Genomic DNA, 18,828 nt, shown 5'->3' with positions numbered 1-18,828 from the left:
TTTTTCGGTTTGCTGCAAGGATTACTACATGAGTAAAGGATATGTTTGGGTCGTTGATGACGACAGTTCAATTCGCTGGGTAATGGAGAAAACGCTCTCCTCTGCCAACATCAAATGTGAAACCTATGCCGATGGGGAAAGCGTGTTAATGGCGCTCGAACGCGAAGTGCCGGATGTTCTAGTATCAGACATTCGCATGCCAGGTATTGATGGGTTGGAGCTACTAAAACAAGTACAGCGCGATTACCCAGACCTTCCCGTGATTATCATGACCGCGCACTCAGATTTAGATGCAGCAGTGAATGCGTACCAAAAAGGTGCTTTTGAATATTTACCAAAACCTTTTGATATTGATGAAACTTTAACTCTGGTTGAACGAGCCATTGCACACAGCCACGAAAACAAACGCGAGCAGCTCTCTCCAGAAGACATTCCAGCAGAAACGCCTGAAATTATCGGTGAAGCACCAGCGATGCAAGAGGTGTTTCGCGCCATTGGTCGTCTTTCTCGCTCCTCTATTTCAGTCTTGATTAACGGTGAATCGGGCACGGGTAAAGAACTCGTTGCTCATGCACTGCACCGTCACAGTCCACGTGCTAACAAACCTTTCATTGCGCTCAATATGGCGGCGATTCCCAAAGACTTGATTGAATCAGAACTGTTTGGCCACGAAAAAGGCGCGTTTACGGGGGCAAACAATGTTCGTCAAGGACGATTCGAACAAGCCAATGGCGGCACTCTATTTTTAGACGAAATCGGCGACATGCCATTGGACATTCAAACTCGTTTACTACGCGTTCTAGCTGACGGGCAGTTTTATCGAGTGGGCGGTCACTCTCCGATCAGTGTCGATGTACGAATTGTCGCGGCAACACACCAGAACTTAGAAAAGCTGGTGCACGAAGGTGACTTCCGTGAGGACCTCTTTCATCGCTTAAACGTGATTCGCGTGCAGATCCCGGCACTGCGTGAGCGTAAGCAAGACATTGAAAAGCTTACACAGCATTTTCTTATCCGTGCGGCTGATGAGCTTGGTGTGGAAACAAAAACTCTCCACCCGTCGACCGTGGAGATTCTTAACCGCCTTGATTGGCCTGGCAACGTTCGTCAATTAGAGAATATTTGCCGTTGGTTAACCGTTATGGCCAGTGGTAGCGAAGTGTTACCAAATGACTTGCCAAGCGAACTACTCGAAGAGAAAAAATCCATTTCAGACTCTTCACATGGTAGTTGGCAAGAACAATTGGCGGATTGGGCACGGCATTCACTCGCAGCAGGAGATAAAGAACTACTTTCTTACGCTTTACCAGAATTTGAACGCATTTTATTAGAAGCAGCCTTAGAGCACACTAAAGGTCATAAGCAAGATGCCGCTAAAGTATTAGGCTGGGGGCGAAATACACTCACCAGAAAATTAAAAGAATTGTACTGACAATCACTTACGTGGTGCGTTAACAACGAGCGTCGTTTGTCACTCGATATTAATAAAAACATCAGTACAATTGTGGCGCACCACCATCTATGTGATTAGGCGATGTCTACTGCTACGACTCAAATTACACTGCGTACTGCTGTTCTGATTCCATTTGTCATGATCTTCTTACTGGCGATCGGTGTCATTGTCTACGTCCAAAAACAAAGTTACGAAGAAGTGGTCACGGATATCAGTGACAAGCAACTTTCCGTGTTAACCGAAAGTGTCCACGACCACCTCAATAGCTATCTACGTAAGCCTTTTACTGCGGTTATGGCTCTCGCGCACAACGTCAGCTATCACAACCTTCATCGCCCTCACGATACCTCAGACATTCAAAACTACCTGCTAAGTGCATTCAAAAATCTTTACCAATCGATACCGCAGTTGGATGTAATCGCATTTGGTTCAGAAAACGGCGACTTTGCAGGCTTTCGCCGCGAACTTTCCGACGATTACACCTTAATGGTGCAAGATCGCCACACCGATGGTGATCTGGTTATTTATGGAACCAACCATGTGAGTAACAACATTCGAACGGTTATCTCCCAATACGATCCTCGCACTCGCCCATGGTATAAGCCCGTTGCAGAGAGCCAAAACGCCACTTGGTCTGAAATTTATACCAATGCTGATGAACGCCAGGATATTACGCTATCAGCCATGACGCCGGTGTACAAACACGACCAATTTGCTGGTGTTTTGGTGACAGACATTCGTATCAATACATTCAACGAATTCCTGCGCGAGTTAAAATACAACACTAAAGCGTCGGTCTACATCATGGACCCAGATCATCGTTTAATCGCTCACTCAGGCCCGGGAAGCGTCATCTCATGGGGCACAAAATTTTCGGATAAAGGGCAGCGTTTGCTTGCCGCTGAAAACGCAGACCCGATCATCAAAATCAGTGCGAGCCGCGTCCGGTCTTTCGATCTCAACAACACCAAGCAACCTTATACTTTTTCATTTGAACATGATGGACAACGTATTTTCAGTCGGCTAACCCCGTATCGAGACCAAGATGGCTTAACATGGTTTATTGGCACCTCCATTTCGGAGTCCGAGCTTCTCGGCCTGTTACCAAAAAGCCAGCAAGAGAGTTGGCTCGTTGGCATTATTGTAAGCCTATTTGGGATCGCCATCAGTTGGATCATTTTCAACCGAGTTACCAGACCAATTAACGCGACGGCCGCCGCCGCTCAGCACCTGGCAAATGGGGATTGGGATAGCGGCATGCCAAAGCCTGGTTATGTGTATGAGACAACCGTACTGGTTCATGCTTTTAATGAAATGGCGAACAATCTAAGAGCTTCATTCAAAGCATTGCGTGAACAGTTAGTTTATGACTCTCTAACACGCTTATATAGCCGTCAGGGTTTGGTCGAAATCTGTGAAAATCAGTCTCATCTTTGTCACGGCAGTTTATTTTTACTTGGTATCAACAAATTTAGAGATATCAACGACAGTGTGGGTCATCACAACGGCGACCAGTTGTTGGTCAGCATCGCTGAAAGGCTAAAACAGCAGTTTCGTGACAACGCATTATTAGCTCGGATTGGTGGTGATGAGTTCGCGGTGTTTCTCTCAAAGGTCGACACTGAAACCAAAATTAAACAAACCGAGCGTCGATTACAGCAACTCTTTTCCACCCCATTTATGGTGGAAGGCGAGAATGTAGTGATGAAGATTTCACTTGGTATTGTACAAACCCAGCCAAACGAAACCATGCCTTTATGGTTACGCAACGCCAGCATCGCATTAAGTTACGCTAAACAAGACTCACTGACTGGTGTTTGTCACTACAGCCCAGAACTAGCGAGCGCTTCAAAGTTTCGTACGCAAATGCTGACCAAGATCCAAACTGGCATTGAAAACCGAGAGTTTATTCCTCATTACCAACCGATTGTGGATCTCGTCAGTGGCACAGTGTGTGGCGCCGAAGCACTTGCGCGCTGGCATAGCGACTCAGGTATGGTGTCACCATTAGATTTTATCCCAATCGCGGAAGAAAGCGGCATGATCAAAGCCATCGGCCAACAGATTCTGTTACAAGCTTGTCGCGACACTTACCAAGCGATCGAAAGCAAACAGTGGCCGTCGGACTTCCAACTGCATGTGAATATCTCTGTTAATCAACTATCCTGCCCAAGTTTTGTTGATACGGTGACAAGCGTATTGGATATCACGAAATTACCAGCAAGTAACCTCACACTAGAGATCACAGAATCACGTATCATTGATAGCGCACCGACCACACTAGAAAATATGACTAAACTGCGTGAAATGGGTATTGGTATCGCGATAGATGACTTTGGCACCGGCTACTCATCACTGGGTTACCTCCACTCTCTGCCGTTTACCTGCTTGAAGATTGATCGCACTTTCATCAATCAACTCACACAAGAAAACTTAAACAGTTCAGTCGTCGCTGCCGTCATCAATATCACAGCAGGTCTCAAAACTAATGTCGTCGCGGAAGGTGTCGAGGATAGCAATCAAGCACAATTACTGCGCTCTTTAGGCTGTAATCAGGTGCAAGGCTTCTACTACAGCCGCCCTATGCCACTAGAAGAATGGCCAACACATTTGGTGAACATGAAGTAGAAAAGAGCGAGAATCGTTGATTTCCTAGTCATCCTCTACTGACAATCTACCCAACTGTTATTTATACTTAACTGCAAATCTTACCCATGTATTGTCACAGATGATGTTTGGGCCCTGTTCCAGTTCATAACTATCCGGATCGACAAAATGATAACGAAGAACCTTCCTCTTACTGATTTGCACCGTCACCTCGACGGTAACATTCGTACTAAAACGATTCTTGAGCTAGGCCAAAAGTTTGGCATTGCCCTACCAGCGTACGATATTGAGTCTCTCACTCCTCACGTTCAAATTGTCGAAGCGGAACCCTCTCTTGTTGCTTTCCTTTCTAAGCTCGACTGGGGTGTTGCTGTCCTGGGCGATTTAGATGCGTGTCGTCGTGTCGCGTACGAAAACGTAGAAGACGCGCTAAACGCACAAATCGATTACGCAGAGCTGCGTTTCTCTCCTTACTACATGGCGATGAAACACAAACTACCAGTAGCGGGGGTTGTTGAAGCCGTCGTGGACGGTGTGCAAGCGGGTATGCGCGATTTTGGCGTGAAAGCCAACCTGATCGGTATCATGAGTCGCACATTTGGCACTGACGCATGTCAACAAGAACTGGACGGCATTCTGAGCCAGAAAGATCACATCGTTGCCGTCGACCTTGCGGGGGACGAGCTAGGCCAACCGGGTGATCGCTTTGTGTCTCACTTCAAGCAAGTACGCGATGCTGGCCTTGGGGTAACGGTCCATGCTGGTGAAGCAGCAGGTGCAGAGAGCATGTGGCAAGCAATCAATGAGCTGGGCGCAACTCGTATCGGTCACGGCGTAAAAGCGATTCACGATCCAAAACTGATGGATTACCTAGCAGAAAACCGCATTGGTATTGAATCTTGCCTGACGTCAAACTACCAAACAAGTACGGTAGAAACGCTAGAAAACCACCCTCTCAAGCAGTTCCTAGAGCATGGCGTTCTTGCGTGTCTGAACACTGACGATCCAGCGGTTGAAGGCATCGAACTGCCATACGAATACGAAGTAGCAGCACCAGCCGCTGGCCTGAGCCAAGACCAGATTCGCCAAGCGCAAATCAATGGCCTTGAGATTGCGTTCCTTTCAGAAGCAGAAAAAGCGGAACTGAGAGAAAAAGTAAAAGATCGCGCTTAAATCCAGCGAAAACATAAAAAAATGCCAGCATCTGCTGGCATTTTTTATATCTTGAATCTGTATCTCTGATTAAATAACACGAGAGAATTGTTGCTGACGCGCCTTCGCTCGCAGGTACTTATCGAAGCTCATACAAATATTACGGATCAGCAAACGACCTCGCAGCGTCACACGAATTTCATTGTCATCCACTTCCACCAGCTCATCGTTGATGAAGGTCTGAAGTAGCTGTAAGTCTTCTTTAAAGTACTGATCAAACTTCACTTTAAACTCAGACTCAATGGCTTTTTTGTCTAACTTGAAGTTACAAATCAGCTGCTTAATCACTTCACGACGGAGCAAATCATCGGAGTCCAGAGAGACCCCTTTCCATAGAGCGTGACGAAGTTCGTTGACTTGAGCGTAGTATTTCTTCAGCTCTTTCTGGTTTTGCGCGTACGCATCGCCGATCATCGAGATTGCAGAAACACCAAAGCCAACCAAGTCACATTCACCTTGTGTGGTGTAGCCTTGGAAATTGCGATGCAAAATCCCTTCGCGCTGGGCAACAGCAAGTTCATCGTCCGGCAAAGCAAAGTGGTCCATACCGATAAATTGGTAGCCAGCATCAGTCAGTGTCGCGATGGTGTCTTGCAGAATCGCCATCTTCTCTTCTGCCTTTGGCAGGTCTTCGTCTTTAATCTTACGCTGCGCTGCAAATAGCTGTGGCATGTGCGCGTAGTTAAACACGGATAGACGGCCCGGCTGCATCTCTAGCACTTGTTCTAGAGTCTTGGCAAAAGATTCTTTGGTCTGCTTCGGTAAACCGTAAATTAAATCTAGGTTCGTCGAACGAAAGCCTAACTCTTTTGCGCGCGCAACCATCGCAACGATGAACTCTTCATCTTGCTCACGATTCACCAGCTTTTGCACTTCTTTGTTGAAGTCCTGAACACCGATGCTCAAGCGATTGAAGCCTTCACTACGCAGATGATCCAGCATGGTCAGCTCTATTTCACGCGGGTCAACCTCGATACTGATTTCTGCATCGCTGCTAAAAGTAAACTCTTGGCGTAGCAGGCTCATCACACGCGTGATTTGCTTTTCAGAGAGAAACGTCGGTGTACCACCACCAAAATGCAATTGCGTCACGGTGCGACCAACAAGTAATGCAGCACGTTGACGAATTTCGTGTTCAAGCACGTCGAGGTATTCATCCGCTTTGTGCGAGTGGCGTGTAATGACTTTATTACATCCACAGTAGTAACAAAGCTTGTGACAGAACGGAATGTGTACGTACAGCGATAATGGGCGTTCTGGGTATTGAGTGCATGCCATATCATAATCAGAAATGGTGAACGCTTCATGAAACTCCAGCGCCGTTGGGTACGACGTATAACGAGGCCCGGAATAGTTGTACTTATCCAATACCGCTTGATCCCAGACGATTTGCTGTTTCGATTCAGTGTGTTGATTCGACATGGTGGTACTTTCCGTTAAATGCTAGGGCAACGAAAGCCGTCACCCGATATTCAGAGCCGCTATTTTGCCATACGACGATGACAAGCGTGGCAACGCCGACTGGCTTTTTAAGTATAAAACTAAAGAAGTGCTAGCGTGATCACGATACCCCCATTAGCCATAAGGAGCCTATTGGGGGTCGCGCTTAAATCATCTGAATATTGATTTGATTATTCAGTGGCTGGACGTTTTTCTGCAACACTTTGAGCTCCTCAATAATCGCATCAGTGAGGCGGCTTTCCGCTTTATGACGCGTCAAGTTCTGTTGCATACGCTCTTTCTTGGCAAGTTGTTGGCGTTCTTCGCCACGCGCCATATCTTTCACGATGTGGTAAAGCTCAGAAATCGCAGGGTACGTTTTATCGAAATCAACGCGGTCTTCACCTTGTACATAATCCATGATGTTATACACACGGATACTGATTTCAGATAAATCGCACTGGCCTTGAATGCCCGCCTGACACAAGGTATGCACATTCTCAAAAATGTTGGCGTTACGTTTGTCTATCGCCAATTTTTGATGCTTCAGCTGCAATTCCTTTTGCTTTTTCAATTGAAGCAGAAGGTAACCTGCATAAGAAGCGAGTGCGATGATAATCACAACACCAGCAATAGCTAATAAGGTTACATTCATAGCTTAATTATCCTTTATAGTCGTCGAAATTAATGTCGTCGAAATCTGCCAGCAAGTCATCATCGTTGCGCGTGCTTTTCTCAGCAGGTGCAGTGAAGTCTTCCTCTTCTTCAGGTTCCAACAAACCTAGTTGGTCCATTAGCTTTTCAATGCGATCGAGTTTCTCATCGACGAATTTCTGTAGACCTGTGCCCAGGTTTTCACCCGCTTCAATACGGTCTAGCAACACGTTCAATTGCGCGTCATTTTCTAGCATCTCTAGTTCTTGCTCTGCCGACAAACGACGCTCTTGCTTCGTCATTTTCTTCGCAGGTTCAACAATCAGAGGTATTTTCTTTTTGCTGCCTAAGCGCGGGTCGCGATTTTGTGCAGCAGCTTGCTTTTTCTGCTCGTTAACTTCTGAGTTACGGTTACCCGTTTTCAGACCTTTACGCTTTTTAGCACGCTTGCGTAAGCGGCCTTCCACATCAGATTCTGTACGGTTACGAGTTACAACAAACTCAGGTGCACCAGCGGCACCCGGTTTTCTAGATTTTTTACTACGGCTCATTACTGGGGTTTCCTCAGTAAAATTACATCATTACCAATAAATTCGAGTTCGAGCTTATCCCGCTCTGCTAGGAACTGGAACGTGTCACGACTAAAGAACACTACGTGAGTGAGATCGTTCTTATAATGCCATGATTTGAAAGCCTCCACGTCGATGACCATTTTCGTCATCAGGCCTATCCAGCCCCCTGGCTTAACTAAATTCAACCATTGCTTCCACACCAAATCTGGGTGGTAGAGGTGCTCTATCACCTCTGTTGCTGTCATGAAGTCGTACGTTTTTTCTAAAACCGACGTATCAGGGTGGTAATAGAGATCGTACAACGCCATGTTGTGCCCCGCCTCTTCCAGCATCAAGGAGAGCGTTGGGCCAGGACCACAACCAAAGTCGATACCATTTGATTGTGGAGAAATTCGCTCTGTGATCGGGTCAGCAATACGCGACAAAAAGCGTCGGTAACCCAAATCATCGGGGTTGTTCTCATGCAAATCATAGTGAGCTTTTTCGCTTTCCGCATCCAAACGTTGGTCTGGATTTACGAATACCAAGCTGCACTGCTCACATTGAAGATATTCACGACGCTTATCTTCAAAATAATGGTGAGTGCGCTGATTTTGGCATAAAGGACAGGTATGCATGCTGACTTCCTCAAACAGGGATGCGAAACATACCAGAAAGTGAACTCGGATTGGAGTGTTGTTGAGTATTTTTTCAGCAATTTTTGTTAAAAAACTTTGTTTACAACCTATAAAGCTAAATAAGTGCAGTAATCTCAATTCAAGTTACGACTGAGCAAGTCAACGGATATAAAAAAAGCGACAGTCAGACTGTCGCTTTCTAAGTGCCATCAATTGGCGAAACTGTGTTGCACACATTTGGTGCACCAATGATCCCTTTGTTTTTAGAGCTTTCCCTGCCAAAAAGAGTTGTTTTTCATCTTCCTGATGAGTTTTGGCTATCCGTTTACTTCCTGTCTACTGAGCAACTTCCTGTGCCTGATCCGTTTCACTGTCTTAACCGTCAGACGAGATGACCATCCTTATCTGATAGGCTCCCTACCTATCTAAATCCCTTTCTAAATCACCAAGCATCCGAGCTACATCCTTGGAGACCTAAACCGTGGTCTTAAATCCTTACATTCACCCCCTGTGAACGAATTCTACTTTACGCCATCCCGTTATGCTCACAAGTAATGGGTTGAAAAAAAATCCGCCTATTTTTCTAAAAAATCAAAATTATCATTTAATCAAAAACTTAAAAACACTAACAAGAAAAAGCCAACATCAAGTATGGCAAATGTCTCACAAACTGCCGAGCCAACTATCGCTTTCGCATCCAAACTCGACTGTGATATCTGTCACGAACAAAAATGCCCTAGTGGATTCACTAGGGCATTTTTGTACAAGTTGCTCGAACGATGTAGGGACATCTACCCAACTAGCTCAAGATGCAGGATCTTGAGCAATTTAGGTATATTAGTGCAGACCGCCAACGTATTTAGACAGCACTTCGATATCTTCGTCTGTCATTTTCTTCGCGATGTCGCGCATCATGGCATTCATATCATTACCACGGTCGCCATCACGGAATTTTTCTAGCTGAGCTTTGATGTAGTCAGCATGCTGACCAGAAATTTTCGGGAAACCAGAAAGCTCAGTACCATTGCCACGAGGACCATGACATGCAATACATGCGGTTAGGCCACGCTCGGCATCACCAGCGGTATAAAGCGTTTTGCCTTTTGCTACTACATCTTCAGGTGTTGAGTTTTCTGAAACTGGTAGCGAAGCGTAGTAAGCAGATAGGTCTGCGATATCTTCATCGCTCAGTGGCATTGCCATACCACTCATTACAGGATCGTAACGACCTTGTTTACCACCACTTGTCATGCCTAGCTTAAGTTCTTTTAACTGCTTCTCAAGATACTTAGCGTGTTGGCCTGCGAGTTTCGGGTACGTTGTTATTGCACTGTTGCCATCTGCTCCGTGACAGGCGACACAGGTTTGTGATTTTGCTTTACCAGCCTCAATATTACCTTGGGCCCATACTGAGCAACTGGCTAAAAGACTCAAAATTAGCGCTAATTTCTTCATGACATTCCATTATAATTATCAAGCTTCCAGTACCACGGAATGTGAACATACCGCGTACACTCATGGTACAATAGGCGACCTTATGCCGAGCACGGTTATTTTACACATTTTCACAAAAAAGTAATCAATCGACTACACAAAGTCGAGATGGAGTTAACAGTGAGCGTAAAAATTCATTACCAAAATACGCATTTCATCACCAGCGCACCCGATATTCGTCACCTGCCGGAAGACGAAGGTGTCGAAATTGCGTTTGCAGGACGCTCAAACGCTGGTAAATCGAGTGCACTTAACCGTCTAACTAATCAAAAAAGCTTAGCCAAGACATCAAAGACACCTGGTCGTACGCAATTAATCAACCTTTTCAAAGTAGAAGAAGGTTGTCACATTGTCGATCTACCTGGATACGGTTTTGCTCAAGTACCGGTAGAAATGAAAAACAAATGGCAGAAATCTTTGGGTGAATACCTACAGAAACGCGAGTGCCTAAAAGGCTTAGTGGTTCTAATGGACATTCGTCATCCAATGAAAGATCTCGACCAACAAATGATTTTCTGGGCCATCGATAGCCACATTCCTGTACAAGTTTTGCTAACCAAAGCAGATAAACTAAAAAGTGGTGCACGCAAACAAACTCTACTGAAAGTTCGTAAGCAAGTAGAAACTTTCGGTGGTGACGTTTCTGTTGATGTGTTCTCTTCACTGAAAGGATTAGGTGTCGATCAGCTACGTGCAAAACTGGATACCTGGTTTGCACCAGCACTAGCGCACCTGATAGAAGAAGACGAACAAGAGACACCAACGAGCGATGAAGAATAATTAACAATATTTGTTAAATTTCTTCGACACGGCCCTGCCATTTGGTGGGGCTTTTGTTTATCTGAACTAAATAACAGGCAATAAAAATCCCCGCCTTCCTGGCAGGGATAACGGGAGAGAAAAATTGGTAATTATTGTTATTTGACGAAGCATTGCTGAACTGAGATTCGATTTCAATAGGTTAAAAAGCGCTCTTGTTTCCTGTGTATCACCAAACATTCACTCCAAAAACACCCAATAGCGTTACAATTCAGACAGTTAAGCCAAGCAAATCTTCAAAAAGATGTAACTTAGTTTCTTTCAAGAAAAAATAATAGTGTGACTGGCGTAAATTTACAGGATGAATAACGCAATAAATTTGAAGGAAAAATCGAGATTTTGCAGTGACTTAGAAAGGTCAAAAAAGAAGGTTTCTGAAGGTTTACTTTAAGCTACTGATCCAAAAGAATAATTTTCTTTCGCCCAATAAAAAACGCCCCAGTCAAAAACTGACTGGGGCGGCTGAATCAGCCTAATCCAATAACGTGAAACAAAAGGTCTGAAAGATAGAACATCTTACCTCTGTACCCTACGAGTATTAATGTACAACAATTGGTCAGAATTGCAAAGAATTTTTGTAGTTTTTTTTCATGAAACTTTTATTAAGCAACATCAAAGTTAACTTTGCGCTAGCTTTTTTAATCTCAAAAAAAAGCCAGCGTTTGTGCGCTGGCTCATAATTAATTGGTTATTTTGGTCTAAAAATGACTAATGAGCTTGATCCCAGTTATCACCATGACCTGCTTCTGCAACCAACGGTACTTTTAGCTCTGCTGCAGATTCCATCAATTTCTGTACTTTACTTTCAATTTCGGACAATGATGACTCTTCAACTTCAAAGACCAATTCATCGTGTACTTGCATTAATAACTTCACACGACCATTGCCTTCTTCCTGAATCCACTGATCAACCAACAGCATCGCTTTCTTAATGATGTCCGCAGCCGTACCTTGCATTGGTGCGTTGATTGCCGCACGTTCAGCAGCTTTACGACGCATCCCGTTGCGCGATTTGATTTCTGGTAAATGCAAACGTCGACCAAAAATCGTTTCAACATACCCTTTATCTGCTGCCGTGCTGCGTGTGTCTTCCATGTACTGCATCACGCCTGGGTAACGTTCAAAGTATGTATCCATGTACGCTTGAGCCTCACCACGAGGAATGCCTAATTGCTTCGCCAAACCAAACGCACTCATGCCGTAAATAAGACCGAAATTAACCGCTTTCGCACGACGACGTTGCTCACTTGAAACGTCCTCAATAGAAACACCCATGATTTCTGCTGCGGTTGCCGCGTGGATATCTTTGCCATCACGGAATGCATTCAATAAAGCTTGGTCGCCAGAAAGGTGCGCCATGATGCGCAGTTCGATTTGCGAGTAGTCGACCGCTAAGATTTTATGCCCTGATGGCGCGACAAACGCTTGACGAATACGACGGCCAGCTTCGTTACGAATTGGAATGTTCTGTAAGTTCGGATCAGTAGAAGATAGACGACCCGTTGCAGTCACTGCTTGGTGGTAAGAAGTATGCACGCGACCCGTTGATGGGTTGATCATCTTCGGCAGTTTGTCGGTGTAAGTTGATTTTAGCTTCGCCAGACCACGGTATTCCAAAATCAGTTTTGGTAGTGGGTAGTCTAGCGCGAGTTCTTGCAGAACTTCTTCATTCGTCGATGGTGTGCCTGATGGCGTTTTCTTCACAACCGGTAAACCCATTTTTTCAAATAGGATGGCTTGTAATTGCTTTGGCGAGTTCATATTAAACTCTTGCTCAGCAATTTCGTACGCTTTCTTTTCAAGCTCATCAAGGCGAGCGGTAATCTCGACCGACTGCGCACTCAGCTTCATTTCATCGATAAAGACCCCAGTGCGTTCAATGCGCGAAAGAACTGGCACTAACGGCATTTCAATCTCTTCGTAAACTGTCTTCAGGCTTTCATCCTGCTCGATATTAGCAAACAAGCGATTGTGCAGACGAAGGGTCACATCCGCATCTTCTGCCGCGTATGGCGATGCTTGTTCCAGTTCGATTTGGTTAAACGTAAGCTGATTTTTGCCTTTACCTGCAATTTGCTCAAAAGAAATGCAGCTGTGCTGTAGGAAGCGAAGCGCCAAGCTGTCCATATCGTGTTTACCGCCGACACTGTTGTAGATATACGATTCCAACATCGTGTCGTGCTTGATACCTTTTAGCTCAATGTCGTAACGAGCGAGTACAGACGCATCATACTTTAAGTTTTGACCGACTTTTGCTTTCGCTGCATCTTCAAGAATTGGCTTCAGCTGTTCTAGTACCCAATCACGATCAAGCTGTTCAGGCGCATCTAAATAGTCATGTGCAACTGGCACATAAGCCGCAATACCTTCATCGACAGCGAATGACAAACCAACTAGATTCGCTAGCATGTAATCTAGGTTATCGGTCTCCGTATCAAATGCAAACAGCTCAGCCGTTTGAAGTTTATCTAGCCAAGCATTGAAGGTTTCTTTATCCAGAATTGTTTCATATTGGCTGCGATCGATTGTTACCGCAGAAGTTTCCATCTCGGCTTGAGAAGAAGAAGCTTGTGAAGATCCTGCAAGCTCTACGGCCTCCACAGATCCAGAACCGCCTTCAAGTAGTTCATTCAACCAAGATTTAAACGTCAGTTGGCCATACAGCTTCACTAATTCGTCTTTATTTGGTTCCGCTTTCAGCAATGATTCTGGCGTTTCCTCAAGCTCAACATCCAATTTGATGGTCGCGAGCTCATACGAAAGCATGGCATTTTCTTTGTTGTCGATGAGCTTTTTCGCCATGGTTTTAGAACCACGGAAACCAAGCCCTGCAATATCATCGAGGTTTTCATACAACTTCGTCAGACCACCAATACCTTGCAGTAGTGCGGTCGCTGTTTTATCACCGACACCCGGTACACCAGGAATGTTATCTACTTTATCGCCCATCAGTGCTAAGTAGTCGATGATCAACTCAGGTGGAATGCCAAACTTTTCAACCACACCTTCACGATCCATTACGACGTTCGTCATGGTGTTGATCAAGGTAATGTTATCATCCACTAGCTGCGCCATGTCTTTATCACCAGTACTGATCAATACAGGCATGCCCTTTTGTGATGCTTGGTATGCTAACGTACCGATGACGTCATCCGCCTCGACGCCAGGAACACAGATCAGCGGCAAACCCATTGCACGAATAACATTGTGTAATGGTTCAATTTGACAACGCAGGTCATCCGGCATTGGCGGACGATTCGCTTTGTATTCTGCATACATATCATCACGAAAGGTTTTTCCCTTTGCATCGAAAACCACCGCGATGCGCTCAGACGCAAACTGACGCATCATGCTGCGTAACATGTTCACGACGCCGTAAACGGCATTAGTTGGAATTTCACCATTGCTCATGGTGCCCGGGTAGGCGTGAAAAGCGCGATATAGGTAAGAAGAGCCGTCGATAAGGATCAACGGATTTTCAGGAATACTTGCCATAATTGTCTGTATCCAATTCAGTACTTGAGAGATCTGCCTAGGATGCCATGACTGCTGATCTGAATCTATCTTGTTCGCTCGATCTAGGTCGCGTAAATTTTTCCGACTTTATTCACGAAAACACCACCCCCTGTGGATAACTCTGTTTATAGAAATTATCCACTGGTTATCCAATAACAAAAAACACAAGAAAACACCAACTCAAACTATTGATTTATAATAATAAATCCACATAACGGCGAGAAGATCAACGATCCTAAAATGATCATCGCATGTGGAAAAGATATTAATAGTGACGTCAAATAGAAATCGTAGAAAAGAAAAAAGCGACCCGAATGGGGTCGCCTAGCAGAAGTGGTAAAGCAAATTCTGTAAATAGAGCAGCTTAACCAAGAAGCTATAAATTACACTGGAAGCAATGTGAGCAATGTCGTGTCAAAAAGAATTCGTGCAAGTTCTCGGAAAAATGTTTCATCACTTCTCAACTTTCAGTTAATTAACTTCTGTTAATAAGTCACTCAACGTCCTTGTGAACTTTCCTCATTCCCTAAGACAGGTTTAATAATAATGATTCTCATTTCGTAGTCAACAGTTAAATGAGAAAAAATCTCATTTATTTTCACATTGCTTTAATGAAATGCACTCGAGACTCTCGAAGATTTACTTTTTCTTCAAACTTTTCAATGATATAGCCATTTCTCAATAACAAGCGAAGCATAGCCGGAAACTGGTTTCGAGATTTCACTTTTAATGTGTTGTAGCCTTGTTCTGCCACCCAATCCTCTTGAGCTTCCAAAAGCAGCTGTGCCACGCCTTCATTTCGAGCTTCAGGGACAACACCACCTAACCAGCTATAGAAAACACCATCCTCTAATTCGTAACCTATTTTGAAGCCGACAATCGTGCCGTTTTTTTCTGCAACGAGGATTAAACTGTTTTTCTCTTCTAAACGTTGAGTCATGGAGTCTACCGTTTCTCCTTTCGAAAACTCGGTAACACGCGCCACAACTTGAAGTGCTTCTTCCAATGTGCCTTCACGAATCAGCATTGTCATTGTTCTCTTCTCCAAAATAAAAATACCCAAGCACCTTGGATTGTTACTGTTGTAATCCGCCTGAGGTTACTTGGGTATATACAGACGAACAACTCTTGTTGGTCTGGTATTTCTCACTGAGCGATAATTACTCTTCTGTCGCTTCCGGAGTACGATTTAGGTGTTGAGCAGTTTGTGCATTCTCTTCTGCCAACCACTCAGCAACGTCTTTCGCAAAGTACGTTAAGATGCCATCTGCACCTGCACGTTTGAAGCACAATAGTGATTCCATCACAATTTCACGCTCTTTGAGCCAGCCATTCATGATCGCCGCTTTATGCATCGCGTACTCGCCAGAGACTTGATAAGCAAATGTCGGTACTTGAAGTTCAGTTTTTACTCGGCGAACTACATCTAAGTATGGCATACCAGGTTTAACCATCACCATGTCCGCACCTTCATTGATGTCTAGCGCCACTTCGTGAATCGCTTCATCAATGTTTGCTGGGTCCATTTGGTAGTTTTTCTTGTTGCCGCCTTTTAGATTTGAAGAAGAGCCAACCGCATCACGGAATGGTCCGTAGTAGTTCGATGCGTACTTAGCCGAGTAAGCCATGATTTGAGTATGAATGTAGCCCGCGTTTTCTAATGCTTCGCGGATCTTACCAATTCGGCCATCCATCATGTCTGAAGGCGCGACTACGTCAGCACCCGCTTCTGCATGAGACAAAGCCTGCTTAACCAATACTTCTGTGGTTTCATCATTCATTACGTAGCCATCTTCATCGATGATGCCGTCTTGGCCATGTGTCGTGAATGGGTCAAGTGCCACGTCTGTGATTACACCAATTTGAGGAATGTGTTCTTTAAGCGCTCGTACTGCTCGCTGAACCAAACCTTCTGGGTTGTAGGCTTCAGTAGCACATAGGCTTTTAGCGTCTTGGTTTACGACAGGGAAAAGCGCGATTGCTGGAACGCCTAGATTTGCAAGGTATTGTGCTTCTTCTAGCATTAAATCAATCGACAAACGCTCTACACCCGGCATGGACTCCACGCTCTCACGACGATCTTTACCCATAAGAATGAACATTGGGTAAATCAGATCATTAACAGAAAGTTGGTTCTCAGCCATCAAACGACGACTAAAATCGTGCTTACGTAAACGACGCATACGGCGTGCAGGGAATGGACCTTGAATTGATACAGACACCATTTTCTCCTTGTCTGGACGGTTATGATGATCAAATCATCTGGTGAACAAAATCATATCACTCTTGATGCATGTTGCGAGTGACAATCTGGAAAAAGGTAATGAAAAAAACTGAAAATGACCCAGCACTCACACTCAAGTATACTTCGAATACGAAACCAACCATGAAGCACAGAGAGTAACGATGATCGATACCCACGCGCACATCTATGCTAGCGAATTTGATAACGACCGCGATGAAGTAGTACAACGCGCCTTAACGCAAGGCATTAATAAAATCCTGTTGCCAAACATCGATCTGGACTCTATTGAGCCCATGCTACAAACCGAAGCGGCATATCCTGACGTATGCCACTCAATGATGGGGCTGCACCCTTGTTATGTGGACAGCAATGTTGAACAAACGTTGGAGATCATCCGCGGTTGGTTTGAGAAACACAAGTTTATTGCGGTGGGCGAAATCGGTATCGACCTATATTGGGATAAAACCTATCGTGCTGAGCAAGAAATGGCGTTCGTAGCTCAACTTAACTGGGCAAAAGAGATGGATTTACCGGTCGTTATCCACACTCGTGATTCGATTGAAGAAACACTCACTTTGCTACGACAAGAGCAAGATGGTCGTCTGCGTGGTGTATTCCACTGTTTTGGAGGCAGCTTAGAAGAAGCACAAGCAATCAATGAGCTAGGCTTCCACTTAGGCTTAGGTGGCGTATCAACCTTTAAGAATGGCGGGATGGATAAAGTCATTCCACATTTGGATATGCAGTGGGTCATTTTAGAAACCGACTGTCCATATTTAGCGCCGGTGCCACACCGTGGTAAACGTAATGAACCGGCCTACACTTCTCTCGTTGCACAACGTGTTGCCGACTTGCGTGATGTCGACATCGCAACCATCGATGCCATAACGACTGAGAATGCCAAAAAGCTGTTTAATATTTAATTCACGAGAATTGAAAAAAGCGACGAAATCAACGTCGCTTTTTTATCACCTAAACTATTGAATGAACGATTCAACCCGTTGAAATAGTAGAACAATCCATACAAAATTATTGATAAACATAATAATTAACTAGCAACTCTACTTACTTCTCATATCGTCACTTTACTTCGTCCGCTTTGCAAAACTGTCGACAACTCGACACATTATTTTTCTATACTGATTTACGCCCATTAATTAGCACAAATGTAAAACAGCATGAATATGGAAGTTGAAGTGTGTACACATGGTGCTTACTTACAACGCGTACCGCGCAGTTTTTTTCAAAAGCTGCTGGGCATCAAGGAAGTATACGTATGCACAAAATGTGGTTACGTCATGAAAGTTAAGTAATTAGCCCAAGAAAAAACCAACCGCAAAAAAAGCGGCTCAATTGAGCCGCTTTTCACATCTAGATTAGCCTTATTCTTCGGTTTCCGCTTCTACTTCTTCGCTTCGACGAGTATAAAAACGCGCGAAGAACAAACCGACTTCAAACAGTAAACACATCGGAATAGCGAGTAAGGTTTGCGAGATCATGTCTGGTGGCGTTAACACCATACCTACGACAAACGCAGCCACTATAATATAAGGACGTTTCTGTCTTAAATCTTCTGGTGTAGTGGCCCCAGTCCAACACAACAAAATAATCGCAACAGGCACCTCAAATGCGATACCAAACGCCATAAATAGCGCCAGCACAAAGTCGAGATAGCTAGAAATGTCGGTCGCAAACTCTACACCACCCAATGAGATAGCAGTAAAGAAGCCAAACACTAGTGGAAACACCACAAAATACGCAAATGCCACACCGCAATAAAACAGCAGTGAGCTGGAAAACAGCAACGGCATAATCAAACGACGCTCATGTTTGTATAAGCCAGGAGCAACAAAGGCCCAAACTTGATACAAAATAAACGGCACCGCAATAAATACCGAAGCAATTAACGTCAGCTTAAGTGGCGTAAAAAAAGGTGACGCTACATCCGTAGCAATCATGGTCGCGCCTTCAGGTAGACGCTCTACTAAAGGTGCGGAAACAAACTCGTAAATGTGGTTAGAGAAATAAATTAGTCCAACAAACACGACCAACACTGCGAGGATTGAACGCAGTAGTCGGTTGCGAAGCTCCAACAAATGACTAATTAAAGGTTGTGTCTGCTCGACGGTAGACATGGCAAACCTCTTATTAAAAACCAGATCAAAAAGGAGCTACCAATCACTAGTAGCTCCTCCTAAT

At 44.6% G+C, this 18,828-nt stretch carries 14 protein-coding genes; 5 read left to right on the top strand and 9 right to left on the bottom strand.

Features of this window, described 5'->3' with window-relative positions:
- Nucleotides 1–28 precede the first annotated feature (28 nt).
- The 3 genes from glnG (at nucleotide 29) to add (ending at nucleotide 5,233) form a co-directional block, all read left to right on the top strand.
- On the top strand, nucleotides 29–1,432 hold the full coding sequence (glnG, locus tag NL626_RS15070; RefSeq protein ID WP_104979921.1) for a nitrogen regulation protein NR(I): 1,404 nt from the start codon (nucleotides 29–31) through the stop codon (nucleotides 1,430–1,432).
- Nucleotides 1,433–1,534: 102 nt separating this feature from the next.
- Nucleotides 1,535–4,081, top strand: coding sequence for an EAL domain-containing protein (locus NL626_RS15065; protein WP_239932002.1), 2,547 nt, complete (start codon nucleotides 1,535–1,537; stop codon nucleotides 4,079–4,081).
- Between the two features lie 147 nt (nucleotides 4,082–4,228).
- Nucleotides 4,229–5,233, top strand: a complete 1,005-nt coding sequence (gene add / locus NL626_RS15060; protein ID WP_005379257.1) for an adenosine deaminase — start codon at nucleotides 4,229–4,231, stop codon at nucleotides 5,231–5,233.
- Nucleotides 5,234–5,302: 69 nt separating this feature from the next.
- On the opposite strand, the gene hemN is transcribed toward add, so the two are convergent.
- From hemN to NL626_RS15035, 5 genes are all read right to left on the bottom strand, one after another.
- Nucleotides 5,303–6,694 (bottom strand): oxygen-independent coproporphyrinogen III oxidase, encoded by a 1,392-nt coding sequence (hemN, locus tag NL626_RS15055; RefSeq protein ID WP_104979917.1) that lies wholly within the window; start codon nucleotides 6,692–6,694, stop codon nucleotides 5,303–5,305.
- 184 nt (nucleotides 6,695–6,878) lie between these two features.
- Nucleotides 6,879–7,367, bottom strand: coding sequence for a DUF2489 domain-containing protein (locus NL626_RS15050; protein WP_005379254.1), 489 nt, complete (start codon nucleotides 7,365–7,367; stop codon nucleotides 6,879–6,881).
- Between the two features lie 7 nt (nucleotides 7,368–7,374).
- Nucleotides 7,375–7,917, bottom strand: coding sequence for a Der GTPase-activating protein YihI (gene yihI, locus NL626_RS15045; RefSeq protein ID WP_005379252.1), 543 nt, complete (start codon nucleotides 7,915–7,917; stop codon nucleotides 7,375–7,377).
- A complete protein-coding gene (locus NL626_RS15040) occupies nucleotides 7,917–8,555 on the bottom strand; it encodes a class I SAM-dependent methyltransferase (protein ID WP_005379250.1) in 639 nt (212 codons plus the stop codon). The genes yihI and NL626_RS15040 overlap by 1 nt, the downstream gene beginning before the upstream one ends.
- An 837-nt stretch (nucleotides 8,556–9,392) precedes the next feature.
- Entirely contained in the window at nucleotides 9,393–10,010 is a 618-nt protein-coding gene (locus tag NL626_RS15035) for a cytochrome c (protein ID WP_005379248.1), read from the bottom strand.
- Nucleotides 10,011–10,169: 159 nt separating this feature from the next.
- On the opposite strand from NL626_RS15035, the gene yihA reads away from it, so the two are divergent.
- A complete protein-coding gene (yihA, locus tag NL626_RS15030; RefSeq protein ID WP_213877207.1) occupies nucleotides 10,170–10,829 on the top strand; it encodes a ribosome biogenesis GTP-binding protein YihA/YsxC in 660 nt (219 codons plus the stop codon).
- Nucleotides 10,830–11,576: 747 nt separating this feature from the next.
- Here the strand turns inward: yihA and polA are convergent.
- The 3 genes from polA to hemB all read right to left on the bottom strand — a co-directional run bounded on the left by polA (nucleotide 11,577) and on the right by hemB (nucleotide 16,606).
- Nucleotides 11,577–14,363 carry a DNA polymerase I gene (gene polA / locus NL626_RS15025; RefSeq protein WP_053303417.1) on the bottom strand — a complete coding sequence of 929 codons (2,787 nt, stop codon included), beginning with the start codon at nucleotides 14,361–14,363 and terminating at the stop codon, nucleotides 11,577–11,579.
- Nucleotides 14,364–14,982: 619 nt separating this feature from the next.
- Nucleotides 14,983–15,417, bottom strand: a complete 435-nt coding sequence (locus tag NL626_RS15020; RefSeq protein WP_005379245.1) for a GNAT family N-acetyltransferase — start codon at nucleotides 15,415–15,417, stop codon at nucleotides 14,983–14,985.
- 127 nt (nucleotides 15,418–15,544) lie between these two features.
- Nucleotides 15,545–16,606, bottom strand: a complete 1,062-nt coding sequence (gene hemB, locus NL626_RS15015; RefSeq protein ID WP_031777176.1) for a porphobilinogen synthase — start codon at nucleotides 16,604–16,606, stop codon at nucleotides 15,545–15,547.
- A 184-nt stretch (nucleotides 16,607–16,790) separates the two neighbouring features.
- Here hemB and NL626_RS15010 point away from each other — a divergent pair, with 184 nt between their 5' ends.
- Complete coding sequence (locus NL626_RS15010; RefSeq protein ID WP_017821949.1) at nucleotides 16,791–17,552, top strand: TatD family hydrolase; 762 nt, start codon at nucleotides 16,791–16,793, stop codon at nucleotides 17,550–17,552.
- 459 nt (nucleotides 17,553–18,011) lie between these two features.
- On the opposite strand, the gene tatC is transcribed toward NL626_RS15010, so the two are convergent.
- Complete coding sequence (gene tatC, locus NL626_RS15005; RefSeq protein WP_005379234.1) at nucleotides 18,012–18,764, bottom strand: twin-arginine translocase subunit TatC; 753 nt, start codon at nucleotides 18,762–18,764, stop codon at nucleotides 18,012–18,014.
- Between the last annotated feature and the right edge of the window lie 64 nt (nucleotides 18,765–18,828).

The sequence above is a fragment of the Vibrio sp. Y58_MX_L22 genome, from assembly GCF_024181865.1.
GTDB lineage: Bacteria > Pseudomonadota > Gammaproteobacteria > Enterobacterales > Vibrionaceae > Vibrio > Vibrio alginolyticus.
Note: the sequence above shows the minus strand (reverse complement) of the source record. Positions and strands in the feature narration are given on the sequence as shown.